Genomic DNA, 20,677 nt, shown 5'->3' on the forward strand with positions numbered 1-20,677 from the left:
GGGCGTTCATGCGAAGGCTTTCTTTCGGAACGGGGGGCGGAGCGCGAACGGCAGGAGGTCTTCGAGGATGGCGGGCCGCATCAAGGGGCTTCCTGCGATTGGAGGGTGACGGGGCCGCGGGGCGTGGTCAGCACGGCCTGCAGGCGCGGCGCGGCACCGGGCGAGACGGTCACCTGCGTGCCCAGTCCGAGGGCGGCGCAGGCGCTGGCCAGCGCCGTGGCCTCGGGGTGTTCCAGCCGCAGCGACTGCAACTGCACGCCGCTGGCGGCGGGCAGGCTGTAGCAGGGATGGCGCTCGCCCCACTGGATCAGCGTGGGCAGGCAGCCGCCCAGCAGGCGCTGGCCGTCCGGCCGCAGCGTGATCTGCCACTGCAGCAGTCCGAGCGGCGTGGGCCGGCTGGCGGTGGCGACCTCGCCGCGGTCCAGCCCGCGCGCGGCCAGTGCCGCATGGGCGGTGGCCACGTCGCGGACCGAGGCCACCCAGTGGATGAGCTGCGGGCCGTCGCGCGCCACGCGGGCCTGCAGCGCGGGGTCGTCCATGTCGAACCAGCGCCGCGTGCCCGCCGCTGGCCCGGGGGCGGCGGGGTTGATGGCGATGATTTCCAGGTAGGTGCGCGGGTGCGCCGGACCGCTCAGGTTGAGCAGTCGGTTGTGCGTGCCCATGAGCGGGTGTTCGCCCCCCATGGCCGGCACCACGCCCAGCGTGCGGCGGCACCAGTCCACGCCGTGGTCCAGGCGGTCCGCCATCACCACCAGGTGGTCGATGCCGGTGTCGGGCAGGTTCACAGCAGCACCTCGCCGTTCACGCAGGTGACCGATCCGCCGCCGACCCAGATGCGCTCGCCGTCCTGGTGCACGTGCACGCGCCCGGCGCGGCCCATGGCCGTGCCCTGGCTGGCGACGTAGCTGGGCGGCGCCAGGTGCGCGCCGATGAGCCACTGCGCCAGGGCGGCGTTCAGGCTGCCTGTCACCGGGTCTTCGGCCAGGCCGTTGTTGCCCGGGAAGAAGGCGCGCACCTCGAAGGCGATGCCCTCGTCGGCATGCGCGCCGATCACGCCCACCTTGCCGTGCGGGCCCACCACGCCGATGTCGAGCTGGCCGAGGATGGCGCTGTCGGGCTGCAGGGCCAGCACCTGCTCGGCGCTGGCGAGCATCACGCCGCGCCAGTTCGGGCCGTTGTCGCACCAGGCATGCGCCACGATGTCGCTGCGCTCGATGCGCAGGCCGCGCGCGATCAGGGCCACGTCCTCTTCGGCCAGCGGCCCGCTCTTGAGCAGCGGCGGCGCGGCGAAGGCCAGCCGGTCGCCATCGCGGCGCAGCGTGATCAGGCCCAGCGCGCATTCCTGCACCACCTGGCCATCGCTGCGCGGCTGGCCGCCCGCCTCCAGCCAGGCGTGGCAACTGCCCAGCGTGGGGTGCCCCGCGAACGGCAGCTCGCGGCCGGGGCAGAAGATGCGCACGCGGTAGTCGGCACCCGCCGCGCGGCCGGCGTCGGTGGGCGGCAGCAGGAACGTGGCCTCGGACAGGTTGGTCCAGTTGGTGAAGTGCTGCATCTGCGCGGTGGAAAGGTCCGAGCCGTCGAGCACCACGGCCAGGGGGTTGCCCAGGTAGGGCTGCTGGGTGAACACATCGACTTGTTTGAAAGGGCGTTGGCGCATGGTGTGGGCTTCTTTGCGAGGGATGAAAAGGGCGGCGGGTGGGCCGAAGGCGAAAGAGAAAAGAGCGAAAACGGACAGGGCGGGGCCCGGCCACGCGCCCATGCGGCGGCGCGGCGCGGGCGGCACCGGGCGATTCGAGACCCCAGGGGCGGCGCGTCAGCCGGTGGGGATCTCGCGCGGCGGTGCGGTGGCGGGCGGGGCGCAGGTCATAGGCGGGCAGTGCCTTCGATGCAGGTGAGGCTGCAGCCTCCGACCCAGACCTGGCCCTCTGCGTCCTGAGTGATGTGCACGCGGCCGGCCCGGCCGAGGCTCTCGCCCTGGGCCACGAGGTAGCTGCGCGGCGCGCGGCCTTCGGCGATGAGCCACTGCGCAAAGCTCGCGTTCAGGCTGCCCGTGACCGGGTCCTCCGGGTTGCCCATGGGCGCGGCGAAGGCGCGCACCACCACGCCGGGCTGCGTGGTGTCGGCGGCATGGGTGCCGACGTGGATCACGCCGACATCCTGGCCCAGGTCTTTGAGGCGGGCATGGTCGGGCCGCAGGCCGTGCACCGTCTCGGCGCTGTCAAGCACCAGGCCCAGCCAGCGCGGGCCGTTGTCCAGCAGTTGCGCGGCCTCGATCTGCTGGGTCCGGATGCCCAGCGCCCCGGCGATCAGCGGCACCAGCGCGGGGCTGGCATCGCTGCGGCGCAGCGGCGGCGCGGCGAACGCCAGCCGGTCGCCGCTGCGCTGGATGCGCACCAGCCCGCCGGCCGACTCCTGCACCACCATGCCGGCATCGCGCGGCGTGTGGCCGGCCTCCAGCCAGGCATGGCAGGTGCCGAGCGTGGGGTGCCCGGCAAACGGCAGCTCGCCCCGGCGGGGCGTGAAGATGCGCACGCGGTAGTCGGCCCCCGCGGCGCGGCCGGCCTCGGTGGGCGGCAGAAGGAAGCTGGTTTCCGACAGGTTGGTCCACGCGGCGAAGCGGCGCATGTCGGCATCGTCCAGGCCCTCGGCATCCAGCACGACGGCCAGCGGGTTGCCGTCGCCCGGGCGGTGGCTGAACACGTCGATCTGCTTGAAAGAGCGCTGGCGCATGGCGGGAACCGGTGTCAGGCCAGCGGCTGGTCGATCACGCCGCGCGCGCCGGGGCGCGCCAGCAGGCCCTGGTACCAGGCATCGAGGTGGGTGCGCGCAGCGCGCTCGTGCGGCAGGCCCCACCAGCGGTGGATTTCGCAGCCCACCACGATGTCGGCCATGGTGAATCGCTCGCCCGCCAGGCAAGGCTGCTGCGCCAGGTGCGCATCCAGCCGGTCCATGAGGGGCTCGGTGGCCGCCACCGACCGGGCGATGGCGGCCCGGTCGCGCTGCGCCTCGGGCGTGCGCACCCACTGCAGGAACGCATCGCGCCCCGCGGGGTTCAGCGTGGTCTGCTGCCAGTCCATCCACTGCTCGGCCACGAAGCGCGTGCGCAGGTCCTCGGGGTAGAGGGTGCCGCTGGCGTGCTTGGCGCACAGGTAGCGCACGATGGCGTTCGACTCCCACAGCGTGAAGCCGTCGTCCTCGATCAGCGGCACCATGCCGTTGGGGTTGAGCGCGAGGAACTGCGGCTCGCACACGATGCCGAACTGCCCGCCCGCGTCGGTGCGCTGCAGCTCCAGGCCCAGCTCCTGCACGGTCCACACGACCTTGCGCACGTTGATGGACGACATCCGTCCCCAGAGCCGCAGCATGCTTTTATGCCTTCTGGGCGACGCGCGCCCGAATGGCTGCGGCCAGCGCGCCCACGCCGGTGTTGATCTGCGCGGCGCTGGCCGTCACGAACGACAGGCGCAGCGTGCGCTGGTCGGCGTTGTCGGCATAGAAGGCCGCGCCCGGCACGAAGGCCACGTTGCGGTCCACGGCCTCGGGCAGCAGGTCGATGGCGCTCATGCCTTCGGGCAGGCGCACCCACAGGAACATGCCGCCGTCGGGCTTGTTCCAGTGCACGTCCAGGCCGGCCATCTCGCGCGTGAGCGCCTCCAGCATGGCGTCGCGCTGCTGCTTGTACAGCGCGCGGATGGTGGGCACATGGCGGCCCAGGAAGCCGTCCTTCATGACCTCGTGCACCATGCGCTGGTTGAAGCCCGGGCTGTGCAGGTCGGCCGCCTGCTTGGCCTGCAGCAGCTTGGGGAACACGGCCTTGGGCGCCACGATGAATCCCAGGCGCAGGCCGGGCGCCAGCACCTTGGAGAACGAGCCCAGGTAGATGCAGCCTTCCGGGTTGCGCGCGGTCAGCGGCGCAGGCGGGGGCTGGTCGAACCACAGGTCGCCGTAGGGGTTGTCCTCGATCAGCGGCAGGTTCAGCTCGGCCGCTTTCGCCACCAGGGCGGCGCGGCGCTCCTCGCTCATGGTGCGGCCGGTGGGGTTCTGGAAATTGGGCAGCACGTACAGGAAGCGGGCCTTGTCCGCGCCGCTGCCGGTTTTGGCTGCGAGGTCGTCGATCTGCACGCCTTCGTCGTCGCTGGCCACGCTCACCACTTCTGGCTCCATGGGCGCGAAGGCCTGGATCGCGCCCAGGTAGGTGGGCGTTTCCACCAGGATGCGGCTGCCGGCGTCGATCAGCACCTTGGCCACGAGGTCCAGGCCCTGCTGCGAGCCGGTGGTGATCAGCACCTGCTCGACGCTCACGTCCCACGGCAGGAAGTCGGCGACCGCCTGGCGCAGCGGCTGGTAGCCCTCGCTCGCGGCGTACTGCAGGGCGGCCTGGCCGTCTTGCGACAGCACGGCGCTGCAGGCCTTGGCGAAGTCGTCGATGGGGAAGGTCTTGGGGGAAGGCAGTCCGCCCGCCAGGCTGATGATGCCGGGCTTCTCGGTCACCTTCAGGATCTCGCGGATCACCGAAGGGTTCATCTTTGCGGCGCGTGCGGCCAGGGTCCAGTTCGTCATTGAATGCATCTCCAGGGGGCGCTTGTTCTCCGGGGCGCCGGGGTCGTCGTTGAGGAAGCCGTTGTGCGGCAGGTGGCGGGCATGCGGGTGGGCCCGCCGGGGAAAGAGCTTAACCGCGCATCGCGGCGGGTTGGGGGTTCATGCAGGGGCTTTGCGTACGGGCGCCCGGCGGCCGACGACCACCGTGGCCATCACGGCGACGCCGAAGCCCAGGCTGACCGCATCGAGCGATTCGCCCAGCAGCGGCACCGAAAACAGCATGCCCAGGAACGGCTGCACCAGCTGCACCTGGCTCACGCGCACCGTGCCGCCGAGCGCCAGGCCCCGATACCACGCAAAGAAGCCGAGCCACATCGAGAACACCGACACATAGGCCAGCGCGCCCCAGGCCGATGCCGGCATGGGCGCCGTGGGCCACGACCAGGCGCCCAGCGGCAGCGTGGCGGGCAGCGAGATGACCAGGGCCCAGCAAATCACAAAGCCCGAGGGCATGCGCTGCGACAGCCGCGCGCCGTAGCCGTAGCCCACGGCGGCGCACAGCACGGCCGCGAACAGCAGCAGGTCGGCCGGGTGCAGCGAAAGGCCGGCGCTGCCCGAGCGCAGCACCGCGAACGCCACCACCATCGCCGTGCCCAGCAGGGCGCACAGCCAAAAGCGCGGCGACGGGCGCTGGCGGTGCAGCAGCGCACCCACGCCAGCCGTGGCCAGGGGCAGCATGCCGATGATCACGCTGGCATGCACCGCGCCCACGTCGCGCATGGCCAGCGAGGTGAGCAGCGGAAATCCGAACACCACGCCCAGCGCGGTGAAGGCCAGCGGCCGCCATTCCTCGGGCCGCGGCCAGGGCGCGCGGCGCGCCCACAGCAGCAGCGCCGACAGCACTCCCGCGATCGCCGCCCGGCCCATGGCCATGAAGACGCCGGACATCTGCGGCGCCTCGGGCGTGCCCACGGCCAGCCGCGTCATGGGCAGGGTGAAGGCGAAGATGGCCACGCCCAGCAGGCCCCACAGCAGGCCGCGGGTTTCGGGCGACTGCCGGCCGGTGGCCGGGGCCGTGGAGGCGCCGGGGGCGCCCGGCAAGGTGGCGGGGTGCGTCATGGGCGGAGTCCGGTGAAAGAAAGGGTGCTGCGGCAGCGGGGGACGGTCATGCGTTCACCATCCAGGCGGCCGTGATCACCAGCACCAGCGCCATGGCGCGGTTGAACCACAGCAGCCGCGTGCCCTGGGCGAGCCAGTGGCGCAGCAGCGCGCCCGTGGCGGCATACAGCAGGTTGCTGGAGAACGCGAACACCACCATCACCGGCAGCACCACGCCCAGCCGCGCCAGGGCATCGTCGCGCCCGGCGATCCAGCCGGCCACGATGGTCAGCGCCAGCAGCCAGGCCTTGATGTTGACGAACTGCATCGCCGCGCCCTGCCAGAAGCCCACGTCCATGCGCCCGGCCTGGGCCTGGCCCAGCTGGGCGCTGCGGCTCAGCTTGAAGGCCAGCCACAGCAGGTAGCCGATGCCCAGCACCTTGATGCCCAGGCGCACCGCCGGCACTGCCATCACCAGTGCGCCGACGCCGCCCGCGCACACCAGCAGCAGAGCGCTCCAGCCCACGGGCACCGCCCAGACGAAGCGCATCGCGTGGCGCAGGCCGCGGTTGGCGGCGATCGCCGTGGCCAGCGTGGTGTTGGGGCCGGGGCTGAAACTCATGGCGGTGGCCAGGGCCAGCAGGGCGGTGAATTCGACGAAGGGCATGGGGACTTTGAGGGGTTTGTGGCTCCAATGTAGGAGCAGAGTCCATTACAGTTGCAATACAGTTATTTCGACAATTTCATGATCTGTATTGGTGTTTGCATCAGCACAGTGAAGGAGCCCTCCATGCTGACACGCACCGCCCGCCGATCCCTGACCGAACAACTGGCTGAGCGCTTCGCCGAGCGTATCCGGGCCCGGCTGCTGCCCGCCGGCGCGCGGCTGCCTTCCGTGCGCGAATGCGCGCGGCTGCAGGGCGTGAGCGCGTACACGGTGGTGGCCGCCTACGACCAGCTCCTCGCACAAGGGCTGGTGGAGGCCCGCAGCCAGCGGGGCTTCTATGTGCGAGATATTGCACAGAAAATGCCTGAAGGGCATATTCCACTAGGGCATTCTGCTATAGAAAAAGTAGCAAACGACCGCAAATCGTCCCCCGTGCTGTCGCCCCTGCCTTCGGGCTCGTGCGTCAACGCCACGGCGCTGATCCGGGGCATGTTCCACCAGGCCTCCAGCCACCCGCAGCCGGGGGCCGGCGTGTTCCCCCGCGACTGGCTGGAGAACACCTTCATGGGCGCGGCGGTGCGCAAGGTTGCCAGCGGCCGGGCACTGCAGGACAGCTCGCTGCAGTACGGCGACCCCATGGGCGAGCCCACCTTGCGCGAGGTGCTGGCCCGGCGCCTGCAGGGCTTCGGCGTGCCCGCGCAGGCCAGCCAGATCATCACCACCATGGGCGCCACGCACGCGCTGGACATCGTGAGCCGCACCCTGCTCAAGGCGGGCGATACCGTCATGGTGGAGGAGCCCGGCTGGTCGGTGGAGTTCGCGCGGCTCGATGCGCTGGGCATGCGCATCCTGCCGGTGCCGCGCGGCGCCCAGGGCCCCGACCTCGCGGTGATGGAGCGCTATTGCGAGGTGCACGCCCCCAAGCTGTTCGTGAGCGTGAGCGTGTTCCACAACCCCACTGGCTACTGCCTCACGCCGGGCAGCGCGCACCAGGTGCTACAGCTGGCCGGACGGCACGGCTTTCACATCGTCGAAGACGACACCTACAGCCACATCGCCCCCGAGCACGCCACGCGCCTCACGGTGCTGGACGGCCTGGCGCGCACCATCTACGTGAGCGGCTTCGCCAAGATCCTCGCGCCCAACTGGCGCATCGGCTACCTGGCTGCGCCCCCCGACTTGGTGGAGCCGCTGCTGGACACCAAGCTGCTGTCCACGCTGACCACGCCCTCGCTGCTGGAAAAAGCCATGGCCTTGTGCATCGAGCAGGGCATGCTGCGCCGCCACAGCGACCGCATGCGCCAGCGGCTGGCCCAGGCCCGCGCGCGCAGCGTGCAGCTGGCGCTGGAGGCCGGCTGCACCTTCGCGGCCGAGCCGGCCGGCATGTTCGGCTGGGTCGAGACGGGCGTGGACACCGATGTGCTGGCCCAGCGCATGCTGGACGAGGGCTACCTGCTCGCGCCAGGCGCGCTGTTCCACGCCAGCCGCCAGCCGTGCACGCTCATGCGCATCAACTTCACCACCACGCAGGACGCGGCGTTCTGGCGCGTGTTCCAGCAGCAGGCGGCGGCCCTGGCCGGCGGCGCGCGGGGGTGACTCCGGGAGGGGCGGGGCGCTCCCCCCGCCCTCCAAAACGGGCCCTCCGTCTGTGTGATTTCGTGCGAGTTGCGGCAGAAACGGCCGCAATTGGTTACATCTAGAGGCATTTTCCCGCTGGTGGGGGGATTTCCGGGGGGTGGGATGCGCTCAGCCGCGCACTATCATTCGGCCCATTCCAATCCGACCCAACGGCCCTTTGCGGCCGCTGCACCCATGACACGCCGAGTCACCATCCAGACGCCCCTGGGCGAGCAGTTGCAGTTTCGCCAGCTGCAGGGCAAAGAAGCGCTGAGCGAGCTGTTTTCTTTGGACGTGGACCTGCTGAGCGAGAGCAAATCCATCGACCCCAAGGCCCTGCTGGGTAAGAGCGCCACCATCGTGGTGGAGACCGAAGGGGGCGGCACGCGCTATCTGGACGGCATCGTCACGCGCTTCGGGCTGCAGGGCCAGGACCACCGCTTCTACACCTACAAGGCCCGCCTGAGCCCCTGGCTGTGGCTGGCCACGCGGCAAAGCGACTTCAAGATCTTCCAGAACAAGACCGTGCCCGACATCATCGAAGAGGTGCTGGGCAAATACGGCTACCCGCTGCAGCGCAAGCTCACCCAGAGCTACCGCACCTGGGACTACTGCGTGCAGTACAACGAGACCGACTGCGCCTTCGTCTCGCGCCTCATGGAGCACGAGGGCATCTACTACTTCCACGAGCACAGCGCCGGCCAGCACGTGCTCACCCTGGCCGACGACATCGTCGCCTCGCACAGCCCGCTCGCTGGCGCTGCCGTCATCCCGTTCTACCCGCCCGAGAAGGCCGCCGTCGCCGACAAGGAAAACATCCACGCCTGGCAACTGGCGCAGGAGATCAAGCCCGGGCGGCACTACAACGACGACTACGACTTCAAGAAACCCAAGGCCGACCTGTCCAACATGCGCCAGACCCCGCCGGGGCATGCGCACGACAGCCACGAGATCTACGAATGGCCGGGCGGGTACACCGAGTTCGGCGACGGCGAGGCCTACGCGCGCTCGCGGCTGCAGTCGAGCCTGACCGGGCACAGCACCGTGCGGGGCGAATCGCGCCACCGGGCGCTCGCCCCCGGCTACACCTTCACGCTGGAGAACCACCCTCGCGAGGACCAGAACCAGCAATACCTGCTGACCGGGCTGGAATACCACTTCAAGGAAAACCCCCAGGTCAGCGCCGTGGCGCCCGGCCCCAAGGGCACGCCGCAGGAAGAGGGCTCGTTCCAGAAGTTCACCCTGCAGGCCCAGCCCACCAGCCTGCCCTACACGCCGGCGCGCACCACCCCCAAACCCAAGACCACCGGGCCGCAGACCGCGGTGGTGGTGGGCCCGCCGGGCGAGGAGATCTGGACCGACCAGTACGGGCGGGTGAAGGTGCAGTTCCACTGGGACCGCATCGGGGCGATGGACGAGAACTCCAGCTGCTGGGTGCGGGTGTCGCACCCGTGGGCGGGGCTGAACTACGGCAGCATCCACATCCCGCGCATCGGGCAGGAAGTCATCGTGGACTTTCTGAACGGCGATCCGGACTACCCCATCATCACCGGGCGGGTGTACAACGGCATCCAGATGCCGCCGTGGAAGCTGCCGGACAACAAGACGCAGTCGGGCACGCTCACCAACTGGAGCAAGGGCGGGGGCGGGGCGAGCATGCTGCGCTTTGAGGACAAGAAGGGCATCGAGCACCTGGAGCTGTCCAACACCTACGGCAACACGTACCTGAACATGGGGTACCTGATGCACCAGGGCAGCGGCTCGCAGCGCGGGTACGGGTTCGAGCTGCGCACGGACCTGTGGGGGTCGATCCGGGCGGACAAGGGGCTGCTGATCACCACGTACCCGCAGGACTTCACCTCCAAGGTGGCGAGCAACAATCCGGATGGGTTCGATCAGCTGGGCAGCGGGCTGGCCGGCACCGCGGCGCTGATGAAAGAGGCCGGAAGCGCCGTGAAGGCCATGGACTCGGCCATCGGCGCCATCAACGGCCTCAAGACCTCGCACATGATGGCCCTGGGCGCCGGGGTCGCCTCCATGGTCGGCGGCCAGGCCGGGGCGTCGTCGCTGGCGAAGGCCGCCGCGGCCGTCGCCGCCTTTGCCGATGCCGGCGGGGACGGCGGTGGAGGGGGCGGGCCCGAGGTCAGCATGCCGACCAATACCGACCCGGCCATGCCCCAGTCGCAGGCGCTGCGCGAGCTGTCCAAGGACATCACGAAACCCATCGTGTCCATCGTCAGCCCCGAGGGGCATTCGATGATCAGCCCCAAGCCCATCGTGATCAGCTCGGGGCAGAGCGCGTCGATGCACGCCACGCAGCACATCACGGTATCGAGCGGCGCGCAGCTCACCCAGCTGGCCAAGGGCGGCATGCTCACCCACGTGTCCGAGGGCGGGCAGCGCAATACCGTGACCCAGGGCGACGTCGCGTCCGAGGCGCAGGCCGGCCACATGAACCTCACGGCCCACCAGAACATCACCATGGCGTCCAAGACGCTCGATGCGAGCGTGCTGGGCCACGAGAACGTCAACATCAAGGCCACGCAGGATTCGGTCCTGGTTGATGCCGGACAGCACATCCGCCTGGAGGCGGCCGATAGCATCACCCTGGTGTGCGGCAAGGGCAAGGCGTACATCAAGCTCACCAAAGACGGCGACATCGAGATCGTCGGCGTGCGCAAGGGCCTGCTGCGCTTCACGGAAAGCCTCGACGAGTTCGGCAAGCCCATCAACATGAACTGCTGATCCACCGGCATCGCCGGCAGCAGCCTAGGAATCCATCCATGCAATACCACATCCAGGAGGCGGCCTTCGAGCTGCCCTCCGACGGCTTCATCGACCGCAGCGTGAACGTGCTCATCTTCGGCGACCCGGCGCTGCCGTTCAACGTGGTCGTCACCCGCGACTACTTCGACGAAGGCAGCGGGATCGAGGCGCTGCTGCAGGAGCAGCTGCGTGCGCTGTCCACCGTGGGCAAGAGCTATAAGCAGCTCGACATGAGCCGGGCGCGCCTGCCGCTGCACGGCACCGGCGGCGCGCAGCCCGCCAGCGAATCCGACGCCCCCAACGCCGTGGGCGCATCGGTCTCGTACAGCAAGCAAGGCCACACCCTGTACCAGCGCATCGTGCTGATCGAGCTGCCCGAGCGCAAGGCGCTGGTGCTCACGGGCACCCATGCGGCGCCCTGGAAGCCGCACCACGAAGCGCAGTGGGCGTCCATCCTGCAAAGTGTGCGCGTGCGGCCGCAGTAAGGCACGCCCCAAGGCTCCACGCCGCCATCGCGACAGACCGCACGGCCTTTTAAAAACCCGCCCACCGGCGTACCTCCCTTCCGCGTTCCATGCCCAAAGCCGCCCGCCTGCACGATCCCATCGCCCACACCTATGCCCGCGAGGGCCATGCGGCGGGGGCGGCCACGGCGGTGGCGATCGAGTTCGGGGCGGCGGTGGCGATCGGCGCGGCCGTGGGCACCATCGCCTGCCCGGGGCTCGGCACCCTGGCGGGCTTTCTGATCGGCGCGGCCGTGTTCGTGGGCACGCTGGTGGTGAGCCACATGTTCAGCCTGGTGGGCGACTTCTTCCAGTCGTTCGGGGAGGCGCTGGGGCGAAGTTTCAGCTCCGATTGCGGCGAGCTCACCGCGACGGGGTCGGCGACGGTCTTCATCAACAAGCTTCCCGCCATCCGCGCCGGGCTGGACGTGGCCATGTGCGACAAGCACAGCATGCCGCCCAGCCTCGTCAACTTCGGCAGCGAGAACGTCTTCATCGACACCTTCCGCGCCGGCCGCGAGGGCGACTACGTGGATTGCGAGGCCAAGATCAGCAAGGGCTCGGAGGACGTCAACTTCGGCGGCGAGTCCGTGCCCGTGGCCAATTTCCGGGCGCAGGAAATCCCGGACTCCGACCGCGAACTGGCGGCCAAGGCCCGGTTCTGGGCCGGCATCCTGGGCGGGGCCGCGGGCGCCCTGAAAGCCGGCATCAAGTGCTTCGGCATTGCCGTGGGCATGGGTGTGGTCGGCGCCAAGGTGCTGGGCGAGGTCATGCCCTCCTTCGATGGCGGGCAGGGCGCTGCGAAGGGCGCGGGCAACAGCGCCGGCACGGCCCTGGGCAACCTGCTGCAGGGCAAGCCCGTCCACGCCGTCACCGGGGCCAAGGTGCTGCTGGGCGACGACGACACCGACTTCGCGCTGAGCGGCGCCTTGCCCATCGTGTGGCAGCGCACCTATGCCTCCACCGATGCACGCACGGGGGTGCTGGGGACCGGCTGGAGCCTGCCGTTCAGCGTGGAGCTGGTGTTCCAGGACGGCAAGGCGCATTACATCGACGAGCAGGGGCGCGACATTCCGTTCGACGACCTGCCCCCGGGCGGGCAGATGTTCAGCGTGCCCGAAGGCCTGCAGCTGAGCCGCAGCGAAGGCGGCGTGTACTACATCGGCATGCCTTCGGTCGGCTGGGTGTACACCTTCGGGGCCCGCCAGAGCCAGGCCGAGGGCGAGCGCCTGTCCCTGCGGCAATGGGCCGACCTGAACCACAACGCCATCGATTACCACCGCGACGCCCAGGGCCTGGTGCGCCACATCACCGACACCAGCGGCCACCGGCTGGCGCTGCACTACACCCCGGACGCGGTGGCCGGGAGCGGGCCGCGCCTGTTGCGCATCGACCTCACCGCGGGCGGGCCGCCCGGCACCCTGGTCGAATACCGCTACAGCACCGAAGGCGACCTGGTCCAGGTGACCGATCGCACCGGCCGCACCGTGCGCCGCTTCGCATGGGCGGAGCACGCCATGGTGGCCCAGACCTTCGAAAGCGGCCTGGTCGCCCACTACCAGTGGGACCGGCCGGGCCCGCAGGGCCGTGTGCTGCGCCACTGGCTCGACGATGCGGGTGGCGGCCTGCCTGCCACCAGCTGGACGTTTGAATACGACCTGCCCGGCGAAGCCGACGGCGACCGCCGCACGCGCGTCACCGACCACCTGGGGCGCGTGCAGCTCTTCGATCATGACGCTGACCAGAACGTCACCCGCTACGAAGACCCCCTGGGCCACATCCAGCGCATGGAATGGAACGGCCAGTGGCAACTGCGGGCCTGGACGCGGGCGGATGGCAGCCGCTACACCTTCGACTACGACCGCCTGGGCAACCTCGTGCACGCCACCGACCCGCTGGGCCAGAGCGCGCGCATCGACTGGCACGAACGCTTGCAGCGCATCCGCGCCACGACGGCCGTGGACGGCTCGCGCTGGCACTACGAATACGACGAACGCGGCAACTGCACCGAAGTGCTGGGCCCGCCCCTGGCGCAGGATGCGCCGGATGCGTCCCTTGCGCCGGATGCAAACCCTTCGGGCACTCCGGCCGCTGCCCGCTACCGGGAGGCCACCGTGTACGACGCGCGCGGCCTGCCCGTGCTCACCACCGATGCCAATGGAGGCCGCCAGCAATGGCGATGGACGCCGCAGGCCCTGCTGGCCAGCCATACCGACTGCTCGGGCAAGACCACCCGCTTCGAATACGACGCCAGCGGCCACCTGCGGGTGCGCACCGATGCCCTGGGCCAGGCCACCCAGTACATCCACGACCCGCTGGGCCGCCTGCTGAGCGTGCAGCACCCCGATGGCAGCGTGCAGAACTACGCCTACGACGCGGCCGGCCGACTGGCCTCCACCAGCGATTCGAGCCAGCGCGCGACCCGCTACCAGTACAACCTGCACGGCCAGCTGCTGACCCTGCAGGCCCCGAACGGGCGCGCCATCCACCTGGGCTACGACGCAGCGCACCGCCTGGCCACGCTGGTCAACGAGAACCACGCCAGCTACGAGTTCGCCTACGACACCGCCGACCGCCTGCTGGAAGAGCGCCGTCCCGATGGCAGCCGCCACGCCCTCGACTACGACCCCGCCGGCCGCGTGGTGGCCTTGGTGGAGCACCCGGGCGAGGACGACGTGCGCCTGCAGGGCATTGCCGGGCATGTGCCGGCCTCGCCCATCCGCACGCTCTACCGGCGCGATGCGCTCGGGCGCCTGCAGGAAAAGCAGATCCTTCCCTCCGGCGAGGGCGCGCCGGGCGGCGCCCTGCTGCAGCGCTTTGCCTACGACCCGCTGCACCGGCTGGTGCGCGCGCAGATGCTGGACGCTGAGACGCAGGCCCCTGTCCACACGCTGGAGTACGCCTACAACGCCCTGGGCGATGTGGTGAAGGAGGCTGCCACCGACGCCGCCACCGGCGAGCGCACCGAGCTGCGCCATGCCCACGATGCCCTGGGCAACCGCACCGAGACGGGCCTGCCCGATGGGCGCACGCTGCACCACCTCTACTACGGCAGCGGCCACCTGCACCAGATCCATCTGGACGGCGTGGTCGTGGCCGACATCGAGCGCGACGACCTGCACCGGGAAGTGCTGCGCACCCAGGGCCGCCTGGCCAGCCGCTACGCCTACGACGCCCTGGGGCGGCGCAGCGCGCAGTGGACCCAGTCCGCCGCCCTGCGGGTGACCGGCGCATGGGCCCCCGGCCGCGCTGCCGGCCAAAGCGCCGCCTGGGCCCAACGCCTGCAGCGCCCCGCCGCCACCGACAGCCTGCTCAAGCAGTGGGAATACGACAGCGCGGGCGAACTGGCGCGGGCGCGGCACAGCCGCCATGGCGAGACCGAATACCGCTACGACCCGGTCGGCCGGCTGCTCTCGGCGGTGCACGCCGGCCTGCCGTCCGCCCTGGCGCCTTCCGGCCAGGGCGCGGCGGGCGAAGGCGCCGCCGCCGTGCTGAACGAAGTCTTCCACTACGACCCGGCCGGCAACCGCGTCGCCGACCGGGCCCAGGCGATGGACAGCGCCGGCCGGGGCTGGGTGCGCAACAACCGGGTGAAGGTGCTGCAGGACAAACGCTTCGACTACGACGGCTTCGGCCGGCTGGTGAGAAAGCGCATCGGCGCGCACACCGAGCAGCACTTTCGCTACGACGCGCAGCACCGCATGACCCAGGCGGCCGTGGTGCGCGCGGGCCAAAACGGCGAGCCGGTGAGCCAGGTCTTCCGCTACCGCTACGACGCGCTGGGCCGGCGCATCGCCAAGGCCGACGCCTTCGGCGAAACCACCTTCACGTGGGAAGGCCTGCGCCTGCTGCAGGAGCGCCGGGGCGGGCAATGCAGCAGCTACGTCTACGAGCCGGGCAGCTACACGCCCCTGGCACGCATCGACGGCCAGGGCGCGCTGGAGCCGGAACACCCCGCGTCCGCGCTGGCCCTGGGCGATGTGGACACCGCGCGGGGCAAGGAAAACTCCGTGCCGACGACCAATGGCGAGTGGGCGGATGCGCACCACGCGGTCGCTGGGCCGGTGGGTGGGTTAGCGCGCATGCTGGCGGCGCAGCAGGAGCCAGAGCGCCGGGCCGCCGACCAGCCCGTTCCCGCCGATCCGGCGCCGGCCCAGGTGGAATCCGGGCGGGCACGCATCTACTACTTCCACACCCAGGCCAATGGCCTGCCGGAGGAGCTATCGGACCGCAACGGCAATCTGGTGTGGCGGGCGCAATACCGGGCCTGGGGCAGCGCGGTGGCGGAAGAGTGGCAGGCGTTCGATACCGTGGGCCGCCCGGTCGGGGCGCCGGTTGCCGAAAGCTGGGCGCGGGCAAGTCAGCAGACGGCAGCGGCGCCGCAGAACTTGAGGATGCAAGGGCAGTACCTGGATCGGGAAACGGGGCTGCACTACAACACGTTCCGGTATTACGACCCTGATTTGGGGGCGTTTACGACGCCTGATCCGATTGGGTTGGCGGGGGGGCTCAACCTGCACGGGTATGCACCTAATCCTGTCAGCTGGGTTGACCCATGGGGTTGGAGTTGCACTTTTGACAGTAAGGCAAATAGGTGGCGCGACGCAGAGACTGGACGATTTACTAATCGTCCAGTAGATCCTTCTGAATTGGTTGTCAATGGAAAATTGAATCACGGAGATGTAAATAAATGGGCTGCTCAGGGAGGCATTCCCGATCAGTGGCAAGCTTCTCCGCAATTTCCTTCAGGAGGATTTAAATATAAGACCTCTTCTGGAGGTGTTGATTACTCAATCCATGGGCACGGATCGAATCCCAATGCGCCTGCGGGCAGTAATGCGTCACAGGGGCCAACGGCTTCCATTACTTCGCGGCCCACAGGAGGCAATTTTGGTTCTCAGCAGAGCACTTTGTCCACAGGGGGTAAGGTGCAAAGTCAAGGGCGGAGTAATAGCCAAATCAATGAGTCCCACATCCCATTGGATGGATCACCTTATTAATTAAATTATGCTAGAGAAAATTGCTAATCGACTGAATGAGGCTCCAACTATTATGAATCTTGCCCAGATGAAAGGATTCATTTTGGAATTAATGGCTGTTCCTTTTGGTGTGCTCAAGGGTGATATCCTGGCATTTTGCAATATATTGGAGACTCTTTTAGAGTCTTATAATGCGGGAACATATTTTGAAGTGGGGGAAGGTGATAAGCAATTTTTTCTTGATTTTTCCACTTGGATTCAGGAATTTTCAAAGGAAATAGGTATATCTGCCTGGAACAGGGAAGGGCTTGAATCAATAGCAAAAGCTTTTTTAATATTTCCTGACGAGGTTTATGGAGGTAATTGAAGGAAAATGGGCTTTTATATAGCCTGGAGTGTAGTGGGCCGCGCCGGCTGTGGCTGGGTGCGCAACAACCGGGTGAAGGTGCTGCAGGACAAACGCTTCGACTACGACGGCTTCGGCAGGCTGGTGAGAAAGCGCATCGGCGCGCACACCGAGCAGCACTTTCGCTACGACGCCCAGCACCGCATGACCCAGGCGGCCGTAGTGCGTGCGGGCAAGAACGGCGAGCCGGTGAGCCGGTGAGCCGGTGAGCCGGTGAGCCAGGTCTTTCGCTACCGCTACGACGCGCTGGGCCGGCGCATCGCCAAGGCCGACGCGTTCGGCGAGATCACATTCGTGTGGGGAGGCCTGCGGCTGCTGCAAGAGCGCAGAGGGGGCCAGACCAGCAGCTACGTCTATGAGCCGGGCAGCTACACGCCCCTGGCGCGCATTGACGGCCATGGCGCGCTGGAGGCGGAACACCCAGCGGCGGCGCTGGCCCTGGGCGATGTGGACACCGCGCGGGGCAAGGAAAACTCCGTGCCGACGACGAATGGCGAGTGGGCGGATGCCCACCACGCGGTCGCTGGGCCGGTGGGTGGATTGGCGCGCATGCGGGCGGTCATGGACAAAGCCCATTCGGCGCAACCGGCCGTGATGGAAAACAGCACGCCAACGCCGAGGGTTGAAGAAGTAAGCGCCCGGTCAGCGCCGCCAGGCGCCCGGATTTATTACTTCCATACCCAGGGCAATGGCTTGCCGGAAGAGATGTCGGACCGAAACGGCAACCTGGTCTGGCGTGCGCAATACCGGGCCTGGGGCAGTGCGGTGGCGGAAGAGTGGCAGGCGTTTGATGCCGTGGGCCGCCCGGTCGGGGCGCCGGTTGCCGAAAGCTGGGCGCGGGCGAGTCAGCAGACGGCAGCGGCGCCGCAGAACTTGAGGATGCAGGGTCAGTACCTGGACCGGGAAACGGGGCTGCACTACAACACGTTCCGGTATTACGACCCGGATCTGGGGGCATTTACGACGCCTGATCCGATTGGGTTGGCGGGAGGCGAATCTACACAGCTATGCACCTAATCCGATTACTTGGATTGATCCATGGGGATGGTGCGATAAAAATGCGGAGACTCCTCGTGGAAGAAATGCTGCACTTAATGAGGCAAAGCGTGATTTAGGTATTCCTCGTTCTCAGCATCCGGATGCTGTCAATAAAGTGCCCATGACAGACCGTAATGGGAAAGCAATTTTAAGATCTGATGGTAAGCCACTTATGACCCGTGAGTATACATATACCCGTCCAGATGGGACTAAGGTAGTTATTCAAGATCATTCTGCAGGACATCAATTTGGTCAAGGTGGCGTTGGAGATCAAGGGCCGCATTTTAATGTGAGGCCGCCTGAGAAAACCCGCACAGGTTCGGTGCCGGGAACAAAGGACCATTATTCATGGTAAACATCACAGAAAATTGGTTGGAGATGCTTGCGGATGGGGCTGGGGCGATCAGAGCTATATATGGAGAAAAAATCCCTGGCCTCGAGAACTTGGAGATTCATGAATTGATTATTCATCATGATGGTCCTAGAGTTTCGCTGAGATTTGATTTGCCGGAATTTCCAGTTCGGCCGCCTAAAAAATGGTTAGCTGCTGGCGCTAATAAAGTTCAAGTTGTTTTTTTATTGGTATCTGTCTGCGATTTAAAGATATCTGGAATTAAATCAAATGGAAAATTTAATATAAATCTTGATAAAGACGGCGCGCATATAAATTTGCAAGGAGGCGGTGATGAATTCGAGATTTTCATAAAGGCAGATTTTTTAATGGTCAATGCCATAAGTGCTTATAAAGATAGCGCTATTTGATGCGGACACGCAGGCCCCGGTCGTTTTCTATGGATCTTGTGGAGAAGAAGATCAGGGAATTCATGTTGTTATCGTCGGGTGGAGTTTTTTAATCTAATATATCCTTTCACGAGGCTTTGAGTGGGCTGACTTATGAAATATCTGATGATTTTGCGGGTGTTAGCTTGAAAGAAATGTTTAAAATAAAAAATTAAGAATATTTTGAGGATTGGAGGTGTTTTTTATTGCATTAAGCAGTGCTATTGAGAAATAAAATTCGGGTATGTTTGGAGTGCAAAAAATATGTTATTAAACTCAGATATTATTCCCGGGGCGTCTTTGGGAGGGGTATTGATTGGTGAAACAATTGACTCTGTTTTTGAGAGGTTTTCAGAAAAATACGAAATAGAAATATTTGATGAGATTGCGGTTTTCGAGGGTGGTTTGATTTCGATTGGCTACACGCCATCAGGTATTGTTCACTCTGTGATGTGCGGTGATCGATTTCCTGGCAACTACAAAGGAATATTGTGGGTCGGGATGACTGTCTCCGACGTAATCGCTAAAACCAAAAAGCAGATTGCATTTGGCGGTTGTGTCGTCGTTGACGGAATTGAAGGAATTGGCTTGCCCTTGCCGCCAAGCTTCGATGATTTTGAAAAAATCACTGACTTTCTATCTCTCGACCATATGTTCGGGAATTTGTCAGTTTTTAGAGCCTGAATGCATCTGGTTCTGCAGCCATCGGCGCGATCTGGCTATCGATTCACAGAGCTGGTTTTACTGGCGGGTAGCGAAAAATCCGCGGGAAAACCCAAAGCTGCTGAGAGAATATCAAAACAGGGAATCGGCGCAGGAGCCCTGGCCATGCGGCCTTCGATCAAGGCGTCAGAAAAGTCCCCGCGTCGCTGCGCACGAGCCCAAGCCAAACAGGAGCGACCGGAAGGCACTTCGCGAGGCTCCGCCGCGTACTGCCAGCGGAACAGTGATCGTCCCGCTACCGCTTTTACGAACCACGGGGCCCAACGCCATGCCCCGACCGCGATCTCCAACGCTTGGCGCCCTCAGCCCCCGCGCTTCACATCCAGATCCGCCAGCACCCGCAGCAACCCCCGGTTCACCTCTTCCAGATCCATCTCGTGCGTCTCGCACAGCTGGCGGATCGCCGCGCCGTTGTCCGTTTCCAGCGCGCAGGCCATCTCCAGGCTGGCTGCGTACGGCCCGGTGTGCAGCACGGTGGCGTCGTAGATGCGTTCGGACAAAGGCAGGCGGCGCAGGATGGCGCCCAGGGGTTCGCCCAGCAGGTCGTCCATCTGCGAGAGCAGGCCGCACAGGTAGATTTCGCGCCGCAGGTCGTTTTCCACGCCGGCGTCCAGCAGGCGCTCGGTCAGGCGGGCGCGCAGCACCATGGATTCGCGGATGGGCTGCAGGTTGGGGTCGGTGCTGGCGTGCGGCAGCTGGTCCGACAGCCAGCGCTTGAGCGAGCCGTAGCCCATCATGACCAGGCCGCGCCGCAGCGAATCCACGCCGGTGCGCAGGCCGAGCGCTGCCGAGTTGGTATAGACCATGAAGCGGTAGGCGAGCAGCGGGTCTTCGCCCAGGATCTGCTCGAAGGCTTCCAGCGACTGCTCCGCGTCGATGGCTTTCATCAGCTTGAGCACGGTTTCGTGCCCGGGCTGGGGCGGCTGGTGGCGCAGTTCGTACAGCACGTCTTCCGCGGGCCAGCCGGCCAGGGCCAGGGCCTTGTGCCGGTCCAGGCAGTGTTCCATGAGGGCGCGGCTGGCCACGTTCTCGTACATCTGTCCGGCCAGCACCGGGCTGGGCTGCTGGCCTGCACCGCTGTGGCTGGCGCCCGCTCCGGCACTGCGGGGGGCAGCTGCGGTGGTTTTCAGCGCAGCCATGGCGTCGGCGGCGCTGAGGGTGAGCAGGCTGTTGTCGAAGCAGCCGGCCACGGCGGGTTCGGGCAGGTGGTGCAGTTCGCCGCGCCAGACGAGTTTCAAGCCGCGCTGGTGGGCGGCTTGCACCAGGGCGAGCAAGGCCGGATCGCCCAGCCATTCGTTGCGCACTTCGATCCAGGGCGCGCCGCGCGGCGCCTGGGTGAGCAGGTCGGTGAGCAACTGCGGCGTTTGCGGGGACAGCAGCAGGGGGGGCGAGCTGGCGCTCCACAGTTCCTGCAAGGTGCGCAGCAGATGGGGCGCATCCACGACGGCGGCGCCATCGCTTTGCACATAGAGCTGCACGGCGGCGAGGCGCCGTGCCTGGTTCCAAAGGGGACGGTAACCGAGGAGGAGGCTGCCAAGAACGGATTGGACCATGGGATGCG

17 protein-coding genes and 1 pseudogene are annotated in these 20,677 nt (G+C 66.8%); 10 read left to right on the plus strand and 8 right to left on the minus strand.

The window, feature by feature from the left end; translation table 11 throughout:
• Positions 1-80 precede the first annotated feature (80 nt).
• The 7 genes from M5C98_RS02360 to M5C98_RS02390 all read right to left on the minus strand — a co-directional run bounded on the left by M5C98_RS02360 (position 81) and on the right by M5C98_RS02390 (position 6,304).
• A complete protein-coding gene (locus tag M5C98_RS02360) occupies positions 81-746 on the minus strand; it encodes a VOC family protein (protein WP_272553115.1) in 666 nt (221 codons plus the stop codon).
• A gap of 35 nt (positions 747-781) precedes the next feature.
• Positions 782-1,657, minus strand: coding sequence for a PhzF family phenazine biosynthesis protein (locus M5C98_RS02365; RefSeq protein WP_272550737.1), 876 nt, complete (start codon positions 1,655-1,657; stop codon positions 782-784).
• A 206-nt stretch (positions 1,658-1,863) separates the two neighbouring features.
• The gene (locus M5C98_RS02370; protein ID WP_272550738.1) at positions 1,864-2,730 is read right to left on the minus strand and encodes a PhzF family phenazine biosynthesis protein; all 867 of its coding nucleotides are present in this window, start codon (positions 2,728-2,730) and stop codon (positions 1,864-1,866) included.
• Positions 2,731-2,744: 14 nt separating this feature from the next.
• A complete protein-coding gene (locus tag M5C98_RS02375; RefSeq protein ID WP_272550739.1) occupies positions 2,745-3,365 on the minus strand; it encodes a glutathione S-transferase family protein in 621 nt (206 codons plus the stop codon).
• A 4-nt stretch (positions 3,366-3,369) separates the two neighbouring features.
• Positions 3,370-4,560, minus strand: coding sequence for an aminotransferase-like domain-containing protein (locus tag M5C98_RS02380; protein ID WP_272550740.1), 1,191 nt, complete (start codon positions 4,558-4,560; stop codon positions 3,370-3,372).
• Positions 4,561-4,698: 138 nt separating this feature from the next.
• Positions 4,699-5,658 (minus strand): DMT family transporter, encoded by a 960-nt coding sequence (locus M5C98_RS02385; protein WP_272550741.1) that lies wholly within the window; start codon positions 5,656-5,658, stop codon positions 4,699-4,701.
• 46 nt (positions 5,659-5,704) lie between these two features.
• Positions 5,705-6,304, minus strand: coding sequence for a LysE family translocator (locus M5C98_RS02390; protein WP_272550742.1), 600 nt, complete (start codon positions 6,302-6,304; stop codon positions 5,705-5,707).
• A 123-nt stretch (positions 6,305-6,427) separates the two neighbouring features.
• Here M5C98_RS02390 and M5C98_RS02395 point away from each other — a divergent pair, with 123 nt between their 5' ends.
• The 10 genes and pseudogenes from M5C98_RS02395 to M5C98_RS02435 all read left to right on the plus strand — a co-directional run bounded on the left by M5C98_RS02395 (position 6,428) and on the right by M5C98_RS02435 (position 19,077).
• On the plus strand, positions 6,428-7,900 hold the full coding sequence (locus tag M5C98_RS02395) for an aminotransferase-like domain-containing protein (RefSeq protein ID WP_272550743.1): 1,473 nt from the start codon (positions 6,428-6,430) through the stop codon (positions 7,898-7,900).
• Positions 7,901-8,116: 216 nt separating this feature from the next.
• Positions 8,117-10,666, plus strand: a complete 2,550-nt coding sequence (locus tag M5C98_RS02400; RefSeq protein WP_272550745.1) for a type VI secretion system Vgr family protein — start codon at positions 8,117-8,119, stop codon at positions 10,664-10,666.
• A 38-nt stretch (positions 10,667-10,704) separates the two neighbouring features.
• Positions 10,705-11,172, plus strand: a complete 468-nt coding sequence (locus tag M5C98_RS02405; RefSeq protein WP_272550747.1) for a DUF1795 domain-containing protein — start codon at positions 10,705-10,707, stop codon at positions 11,170-11,172.
• 89 nt (positions 11,173-11,261) lie between these two features.
• Positions 11,262-16,190 carry an RHS repeat-associated core domain-containing protein gene (locus M5C98_RS02410; protein ID WP_272550749.1) on the plus strand — a complete coding sequence of 1,643 codons (4,929 nt, stop codon included), beginning with the start codon at positions 11,262-11,264 and terminating at the stop codon, positions 16,188-16,190.
• A gap of 52 nt (positions 16,191-16,242) precedes the next feature.
• Positions 16,243-16,536, plus strand: coding sequence for a hypothetical protein (locus tag M5C98_RS02415; protein ID WP_272550750.1), 294 nt, complete (start codon positions 16,243-16,245; stop codon positions 16,534-16,536).
• Between the two features lie 6 nt (positions 16,537-16,542).
• Entirely contained in the window at positions 16,543-16,776 is a 234-nt protein-coding gene (locus M5C98_RS02420; RefSeq protein ID WP_272550752.1) for an RHS repeat domain-containing protein, read from the plus strand.
• 90 nt (positions 16,777-16,866) lie between these two features.
• Positions 16,867-17,623: pseudogene (locus M5C98_RS02425) on the plus strand (RHS repeat-associated core domain-containing protein); the annotation flags it as partial.
• A 162-nt stretch (positions 17,624-17,785) separates the two neighbouring features.
• Positions 17,786-17,968 carry an HNH/endonuclease VII fold putative polymorphic toxin gene (locus M5C98_RS24740; RefSeq protein ID WP_442867270.1) on the plus strand — a complete coding sequence of 61 codons (183 nt, stop codon included), beginning with the start codon at positions 17,786-17,788 and terminating at the stop codon, positions 17,966-17,968.
• Positions 17,962-18,375: an Imm50 family immunity protein gene (locus M5C98_RS02430; RefSeq protein WP_272550754.1), complete on the plus strand. Its 414-nt coding sequence runs from the start codon at positions 17,962-17,964 to the stop codon at positions 18,373-18,375. Before M5C98_RS24740 ends, M5C98_RS02430 begins: the two co-directional genes overlap by 7 nt.
• A gap of 282 nt (positions 18,376-18,657) precedes the next feature.
• Entirely contained in the window at positions 18,658-19,077 is a 420-nt protein-coding gene (locus tag M5C98_RS02435) for a hypothetical protein (protein WP_272550755.1), read from the plus strand.
• Between the two features lie 341 nt (positions 19,078-19,418).
• Here the strand turns inward: M5C98_RS02435 and M5C98_RS02440 are convergent, their stop codons facing one another.
• The gene (locus M5C98_RS02440; RefSeq protein WP_272550756.1) at positions 19,419-20,669 is read right to left on the minus strand and encodes an HDOD domain-containing protein; all 1,251 of its coding nucleotides are present in this window, start codon (positions 20,667-20,669) and stop codon (positions 19,419-19,421) included.
• Positions 20,670-20,677 lie beyond the last annotated feature (8 nt).

This window comes from Acidovorax sp. NCPPB 3576, assembly GCF_028473605.1.
GTDB lineage: Bacteria > Pseudomonadota > Gammaproteobacteria > Burkholderiales > Burkholderiaceae_C > Paracidovorax.